The organism is Aestuariivirga sp., from assembly GCF_044239095.1.
In the GTDB taxonomy this organism is placed as follows: Bacteria; Pseudomonadota; Alphaproteobacteria; order Rhizobiales; family Aestuariivirgaceae; genus Aestuariivirga.
This window is the reverse complement of the sequence record NZ_JBIICB010000019.1, coordinates 21,456-28,130: the sequence shown is the minus strand read 5'-3', so window position 1 is coordinate 28,130 and position 6,675 is coordinate 21,456. Positions and strand designations below refer to the sequence as shown.

7 protein-coding genes and 1 tRNA gene are annotated in these 6,675 nt (G+C 64.4%); 3 read left to right on the top strand and 5 right to left on the bottom strand.

The features are described 5' to 3' along the window. Positions 1-539, bottom strand: a 539-nt coding sequence (locus ACILRA_RS03385) for a tetrahydrofolate dehydrogenase/cyclohydrolase catalytic domain-containing protein (protein WP_395660683.1), incomplete at its 3' end; no start/stop codon positions are given. A gap of 103 nt (positions 540-642) precedes the next feature. Next, a complete protein-coding gene (locus tag ACILRA_RS03380) occupies positions 643-945 on the bottom strand; it encodes a YggT family protein (RefSeq protein ID WP_395660682.1) in 303 nt (100 codons plus the stop codon). Positions 946-1,068: 123 nt separating this feature from the next. Between ACILRA_RS03380 and ACILRA_RS03375 the strand changes: the two genes are divergently transcribed. The 3 genes from ACILRA_RS03375 (at position 1,069) to ACILRA_RS03365 (ending at position 3,125) form a co-directional block, all read left to right on the top strand. Next, a tRNA-Ala gene (locus ACILRA_RS03375) sits at positions 1,069-1,144 on the top strand. 182 nt (positions 1,145-1,326) lie between these two features. Beyond that, the gene (locus ACILRA_RS03370) at positions 1,327-2,208 is read left to right on the top strand and encodes a B12-binding domain-containing protein (protein ID WP_395660681.1); all 882 of its coding nucleotides are present in this window, start codon (positions 1,327-1,329) and stop codon (positions 2,206-2,208) included. A 2-nt stretch (positions 2,209-2,210) separates the two neighbouring features. After that, positions 2,211-3,125, top strand: a complete 915-nt coding sequence (locus tag ACILRA_RS03365; protein WP_395660680.1) for an acetamidase/formamidase family protein — start codon at positions 2,211-2,213, stop codon at positions 3,123-3,125. On the opposite strand, the gene ACILRA_RS03360 is transcribed toward ACILRA_RS03365, so the two are convergent. From ACILRA_RS03360 to ACILRA_RS03350, 3 genes are all read right to left on the bottom strand, one after another. Then, positions 3,109-4,695, bottom strand: a complete 1,587-nt coding sequence (locus tag ACILRA_RS03360; RefSeq protein ID WP_395660679.1) for a cisplatin damage response ATP-dependent DNA ligase — start codon at positions 4,693-4,695, stop codon at positions 3,109-3,111. The genes ACILRA_RS03365 and ACILRA_RS03360 overlap by 17 nt on opposite strands. Further along, positions 4,692-5,705 (bottom strand): ligase-associated DNA damage response exonuclease, encoded by a 1,014-nt coding sequence (locus tag ACILRA_RS03355; protein ID WP_395660678.1) that lies wholly within the window; start codon positions 5,703-5,705, stop codon positions 4,692-4,694. The genes ACILRA_RS03360 and ACILRA_RS03355 overlap by 4 nt, the downstream gene beginning before the upstream one ends. A 276-nt stretch (positions 5,706-5,981) precedes the next feature. Then, positions 5,982-6,674 (bottom strand): glutamine amidotransferase, encoded by a 693-nt coding sequence (locus ACILRA_RS03350; protein WP_395660677.1) that lies wholly within the window; start codon positions 6,672-6,674, stop codon positions 5,982-5,984. Position 6,675 lies beyond the last annotated feature (1 nt).

The window sequence follows — 6,675 nt, the reverse complement described above, 5'->3', positions numbered from 1 at the left end:
GCGAGCAGCAATTGCGCCACGGGTTTGCCAACGATGTTGGAGCGGCCGATGACCACCGCATCCAACCCGTCGAGCGAGCCCAGCACGTCTTTCGCCAGCATCACCGAGCCCACCGGCGTGCAGGGCACGAGCGAGTCCTGCCCGGTCGAGAGCTTGCCGACATTAACGACATGGAAGCCGTCAACGTCCTTGGCGGGCGAGATGGCAGAGAGCACCTTGGTCGAATCGATATGCTTGGGCAGCGGAAGCTGAACGAGGATGCCGTGGACAGATGGGTCGGCATTGAGTTTCTCGACGATGGCGAGAAGGTCCTTCTCGGAGGTCTCGGCGGGGAGCTTGTGCTCCCAGGAGTTCATGCCGACCTCGACCGTCTGCTTGGCCTTGTTGGCGACATAGACCTTGGACGCCGGATCCTCTCCCACCAGCACCACGGCGAGGCCGGGGGTGAAGCCGTGCTCCGCCTTGAGGAGGGAGACGGCCTTCGCAATGCGCGCCCGCAGCCCCTCGGCATAGGCCTTGCCATCGATGATTTTCGCCATGTTCAACTTTCCTTCACTGCATTCACGCGGGCAATCAATGCCTCAAGTTCCGCCGGATTTCCAGTGACCAGAAGGGTCTTGTTGCGGGCGGTTTCGCCCGCGGTCACGCCCAGCCGAGATTGACGAAGAGGCGGGTGACCAGCATGCCCAGGAACTGCATGGCGATGAGCAGGACGATCGGCGATATGTCGATGCCGCCGAGGTCAGGCAGGAAACGGCGGATCGGCCGGAGCAGCGGCTCCGTCAGCTTTTCCAGCGCCTGGCCGAACTGACGCACGTAGGGGTTAGAGCGGTTCACCACATTGAAGGCGACGAGCCAGCTGAGCACGACCATGGCCAGGATGATCCAGAAATAGATGTCGATGACAGTGAGGATCAGCCACAGGAAGGGGTTCATCGACATCATGGGGAAGCAGCCCTTTGGTTTTTGGTCTGTGTAGATGTAGGCGTACCGCCCCCCGCAAGCAAGCTTGACGCTGTCCGGGACTGGGACTAGAAGCCAATCCGGCCTGTGGAAACCACCTGAAAAGGGGCGGTAGCTCAGTTGGGAGAGCGCGGCGTTCGCAATGCCGAGGTCAGGGGTTCGATCCCCCTTCGCTCCACCAGGTTCCAGTACGAGGCATCGCCTCTGGCCGCAGCCCAAGCTCCCTTTCATCTGTATCCCCGGCACCCTTCCATATCGCAGGTGCGAAGCACCAGATTGCACGGGGTGCCAGTGTCAGTTATGGTTGACACACAACAAGAAGGCTGGCGTTCTGCGACTGGCTGATCCGGATGGGAATGGGGGATGACGGAGGACCGGAACGACTCCGACGGCATGAGTCACGGAAAGCCGGACTCACGCCGGAATGAAGGCCCAGGGCCGGAGGTGGCTTTCCTGCCGCCCTTGGCCGTGACCATTGACGTGCCCGACTTCCGTTATGCCAAGCTCAGACGGATCGTGGCGGAGCAAGTGGTGCCGCGGCTTCTTGCGCTGCATGAGCAGGTTTCCAGCGCTGACGAGCCGCCCCTGCTGCCGCAGACCTCCGACATCGACGAACTTGCGACCCTCGTCCTGGGCCCGGAAAACAATGATGCCTTCGACTTCATCCTGGGGCTCAAGGACCGGGGCATTTCGCTCGACATCCTGCATACGGAACTGCTCGAGCCCACCGCACGGCACCTCGGTGAATTGTGGAACGACGACAGGATCGATTTTCTGGATGTGACGCTGGGCGTGGCCCGGCTGCAACGGCTGGTTTTCGTGTTTGAAGGCCTCGATCAGGTGCCGGGCCATGACGAGAAGCGCAAGGTGCTTCTTGCGACCGCACCCGGCGAACAGCACAGCCTTGGCAGCAGCATCGTGCAGAAGTTCCTGCGCGCGGGCGGCTGGCATGTCTGGACCTGCGCCACGCCGCGCTTTGAGGATGCGGCCGAAATCGTGGCGCGCGAATGGTTCAGCGTCGTCGGCTTTTCCCTCGGCTCCGACCTCAATGTGGATGGGTTGGCACAGGCGATCGCCCGCGTGCGGGAGCTGTCGCTGAACCCCAAGGTCGGCATCATGGTGGGGGGCTCGGCCATTGTACGGCATCCCGAGTGGGTCGAGCGGGTCGGGGCGGACGGCACGGCGGCCAATGGACCCGCTGCCGTGATCCTGGCAAAGAAACTTTTTGCAGCGAGCCTCGCCTGATCATGACAGCGCATCATTTCTCACCCACCATGCTGCACAACTCGATTGGCAGCCATGCCCCCGTCCTCACGATCGCCAGCGGCGACACGGTGACGGCGGAGACTGCCGACGCGCATGGCTTCGACCATCGCGGCATCAAGATCGGCGACAGGCCGAACCCGATGACCGGGCCGTTCTTTGTCGCCGGGGCAGAACCGGGGGACGCACTCCTCGTCACAATCCACGGCATCCGCATGACGCGGAGCACCGGCTGGACCTTTGACGTGCTGAGCCCCAACGTGGTTGATCCCTCGGCCGTGCACCGCTTTCCCGCACGCCGCCAGACGCAATGGCTGATCGATGCCCAAACCGGCCGCGCCCGGCTGGCTGAGCCGCCTGCCCAGCTTGCCCGCTGGTCAGTCGCGGTTGAGCCGATGATCGGCTGTTTCGGCGTTGCGCCGGATCTGGGCCAGGCGATCTCGACCGCCACCAGCGGGCGCTATGGCGGCAACATGGATTACCGGGGTTTCAAGGCCGGGGTCGAGGTGATGTTCCCCGTCTCCGTGCCCGGCGCGCTGTTCTTTCTCGGCGATGTCCACGCCCAGCAGGCGGATGGCGAAATCGTGGGCACCGGCATCGAGACAGCCGCGGAGGTGACCTTCTCGCTGCGGGTATTGAAGGACACCAAAATCGGCTGGCCGCGCGGCATGAATGAGCACGAGATATTCACCATCGGCAACGCCCGCCCCCTCGACCAGGCGCTGCAGCACGCCACGACGGAAATGCACGACTGGCTGATGGCGGACTACGGGCTGGACGCAGTGGCCGCCAGCCATGTCATGGGACAGGCGGTGCGCTACGACGTGGCCAATGTATTCAACCCGGCCTATTCGGTGGCCTGCCGGGTGCCGAAGGACGCGCTCAGCGGACTGCGGTGATTAACGCCTTCAGGCGATCGAGCGTATCGGCTTCCCGCGCGGGCTTATCCCAGCGGATGCGGGAGATGCGGGGGAAGCGCATGGCAATGCCGGACTTGTGGCGGGCGGAGGGCTGGATCGCGTCGAAGGCGATCTCCAGCACCAGTCCGGGTGCGACCGAACGGACGGGGCCGAAGCGGTCCACCGTGTTCTGGCGGATGAAGCGGTCAAGCTTCACGAGTTCCTCGTCGGTGAAGCCGGAATAGGCCTTTCCGACCGGCACGAGCATGGCCTCGCCATCCCTCTCGGTCCAGGCACCGAAAGTATAATCGGAATAGAAGGAGGAGCGCTTTCCCGCACCCTTCTGGGCATAGAGCAGCACGCAATCGGCCGTGAGCGCGGCGCGCTTCCACTTCCACCAGTGTCCCCTGGGCCGGCCGGACAGATAGGGACTGTCCTTGCGCTTCAGCATCAGGCCTTCGATTCCCTCCTCCCGGGTCGCCTCCCAACGGGCCTGCAGGGCCTCCTTGCTGGAGAAGTGCAGGATTTCGGAGAGATCACTCAAGGCGGGACCATGTGCGGCGTGCCAGTCCTCCAGCCGCTGGCGCCTTGCACTGAAGGGAAGTCCGCGCAAGTCCTCACCGCCGATCTCGAGGGCATCATAGAAGCGGACATGGGCGGGATGGGTGGTGAGCATGGCGCGCGTGACGCTTCTGCGGTTGAGACGCTGCTGCAGGTCGGCGAAGGGCGCAACCTCCCCGCCCCGGACCACCAGCAGCTCCCCGTCGAGCACCGCGTCGAAGCGGAAATGATCGACGAGTTCCGGAAAGGCCTGCCCGATGTCGTCGCCCGTGCGCGAAAAAAGGCGCGTCATGCCGCCCTTCGACGCAACCTGAACACGGATGCCATCCCATTTCCATTCGGCGGCGACATCCGCGAGGTTGAGCGAGTTCCAGTCGTCATCCTCCAGCGCATGCGCAAGCATCAGCGGACGGAAGATGGGTGCAGCGGAAAGCGATGGCTTTTCCGCCTTCTGTTCCAGCCAGGCGAACAGCTCCTCATAGGGAGGTTGGAGGCCGTGCCAGATTTCCTCGATGTCATCGATGGCTTTTCCGAAGGCATCGGCAACCGCCTGCTTGGCAAGCCGCGCGGAAACCCCGACGCGCGGGGCACCGCCCAGGAACTTGAGCAACGCCCAGCGGCCCGTTGCGTCCAGCCGGTCGAGCCAGTGTGTGAGGAGTGCTGCATGGCCAGATCGCCCCGCCTTCGACAGGGCAGCCACGATTTCTTGCAGCCGCGGCGCCTCACCCTGCACCGCCGTGGCGGGCCATATCAGGGCAACGGTCTCCGCCGTGTCGCCCACGTCATCACGCGACATCCGGAAGAGGTCGGGGTCGAAGCGGCTTTCGCCGATGTCCGAAAGCACGCGGCGAAGCGGAAAGTCGACGGGAAGATCACCGGTCAGGGCGGCGAGCGCATAGCCACGGCAGGGATCGGGCGCTGAAAGGAAATAATTCCGCATCAGCAAGAGCTTGCCATTGCGGGCGGGGGTATAGGTAAGGCGGTCGAGGAGGCTCGAAAAGGCTTTCATTCGGCGTCATCCTCGCGGCCGACAAGACGCAGCGCACCGGCCTTGATGCCGCGCTTGCCCAGCTCATGCACCAGCGCCTCTTCCCGCCCGTGGGTGACCCAGACCTCCCCTGCCCCGGTCTCCGTGATGGTCTGCAGCAGTTCAGGCCAGTCGCAGTGGTCAGAGATGATGAGAGGCAGTTCCACACCGCGCTGGCGCACGCGCCCCCTGATTCTCATCCAGCCGGAAGCAAAGCCTGACAGCGGATCGGCGAGGCGGCGGGACCAGCGGTCTCCCAGCGCTGAGGGCGGCGAGAGGACGATTTCGCCTGCAAGCTTGCCGGGCGCATCGGCCACCGCAGGCACATCGCCAAGATCGATACCGCGCGCGACATAGTAGTCCGTCATCGAACGCAGCGCGCCGTGGAGCCAGACTGGGCGCTGATAGCCCGCCTGCCGCAGCAGCGCGATCAGCCGCTGGCACTTGCCCAGGCCATAGACGCCGATCTGGTGCGTGCGCTCCGGAAAGTCCTCCAGCGAGGCAAGGAGCTTTGCCGCCTCCTGCGATGCGGGCTCATGCCGGTAGACGGGAAGGCCGAAGGTCGCCTCGGTAACGAAGAGATCGCAGGGCACGAGTTCGAAGGCTTCGCAGGTCGGGTCATGGTGGCGCTTGTAATCGCCCGAGATCACGGCGCGCTGGCCACGATAGTCGATCACGATCTGGGCCGAGCCGAGGATGTGTCCGGCGGGAACGAGGGTCACCGTCACGTCCCTGATCGTCAGCGGTGCTCCATAGGCCAGCGCCTGGCCATGCGCGGCGCCCGCCTCACCCAGCCGGAGACGCATGATGGCGAGCGTGTCGGCAGTGGCGAGCACGGCGCCATGGCCGGGGCGCGCATGGTCGGAATGGCCGTGGGTGATGACGGCACGCGGCACGGCCGCGGCGGGATCGATATGGAAATCGCCGGGTATGCAATAAAGCCCGGCCGGTTCGGGCCTGAGCCAGGTCTGGAAGCCAGTTGATGAGGACATGACCAGTACTATGTCATGCCTGGCGTCCGGTGTCGCAAGCAGAAGGTAAGCCGGACGGCAAGCGGGGAGCCCCCTGACCGGGGCTCCCCCTTGAAATCGGGAGGCCGGGTACGCAGTACATGATCCCGGTTCGCCCCTGGCTCTGGTCCCGCTCCGGGCCCGCTTGCCATGGGCAGATCATGTCCGATCTGTGTTTCGGAAAAGTTTCCATTCAGGAAAGAAAGGATTAACGCGCCACGATGGCCGTTCCAGCCCGGCACAGACCAGCCGCAGAGATCAGCCGCCAGCAGCCAGCCAGTGATCGAGGAACCGTGAGAGCCAGAGTTTCACCGCCTGGTCATGCAACAGGTTGCCCTCCAGGTGGGCGCGCGAGTCCTGTGCGTTTGGCAGCACGAAGCGGTGCGCGCCGATCACGCCCCAGCGGTGCATGGTGAGCCTCGTCACCTCCGGGTGGAACTGGATGCCATAGGCCTTCCGACCATACCGGAAGGCCTGGTTCTCGAAGGTTTCCCCTGTGGCAAGGCGTACTGCGCCTGAAGGAAGCGTCAGGCCCTCGCGGTGCCAGTGATAGACATGTTCCGGCCAGGGGCCATGGGTAAGGCCCTCTTCCGTCGGCTTCAGCGGATAGTAGCCGATCTCGACAAGGCCGCCGGCATGGGGGCTGACGCTTCCGCCGAGTTGCTTCGAGAGCATCTGTGCGCCGAGGCAGACCCCAAGAAACGGCTTGTCCTCCCTGAGCGCCACGCCGATCCAGTCGATCTCGCGGGTGATCCAGTCGTCGGGGTCGTTGGCGCTCATCGGACCGCCGAAGATCGCCGCACCTGCGTGGTCTGCGAGCGTTCCGGGCAACGCATCACCCAGGCATGGACGCCGGATATCGAGTGCGAAGCCCTTTTCCGCCAGCATGTGGCCGATGCGCCCCGGGGTCGAGGTTTCCGAATGCAGCACGATCAGAACGCGCGGCCCCATC

Excerpts from the sequence above, each read along its gene's own strand:
- ACILRA_RS03380 (WP_395660682.1), bottom strand. The coding sequence starts at position 945 with ATGATGTCGATGAACCCCTTCCTGTGGCTGATCCTCACTGTCATCGAC.
- ACILRA_RS03350 (WP_395660677.1), bottom strand. The coding sequence starts at position 6,674 with ATGGGGCCGCGCGTTCTGATCGTGCTGCATTCGGAAACCTCGACCCCG.
- ACILRA_RS03365 (WP_395660680.1), top strand. The coding sequence starts at position 2,211 with ATGACAGCGCATCATTTCTCACCCACCATGCTGCACAACTCGATTGGC.
- ACILRA_RS03355 (WP_395660678.1), bottom strand. The coding sequence starts at position 5,705 with ATGTCCTCATCAACTGGCTTCCAGACCTGGCTCAGGCCCGAACCGGCC.
- ACILRA_RS03360 (WP_395660679.1), bottom strand. The coding sequence starts at position 4,695 with ATGAAAGCCTTTTCGAGCCTCCTCGACCGCCTTACCTATACCCCCGCC.
- ACILRA_RS03370 (WP_395660681.1), top strand. The coding sequence starts at position 1,327 with ATGACGGAGGACCGGAACGACTCCGACGGCATGAGTCACGGAAAGCCG.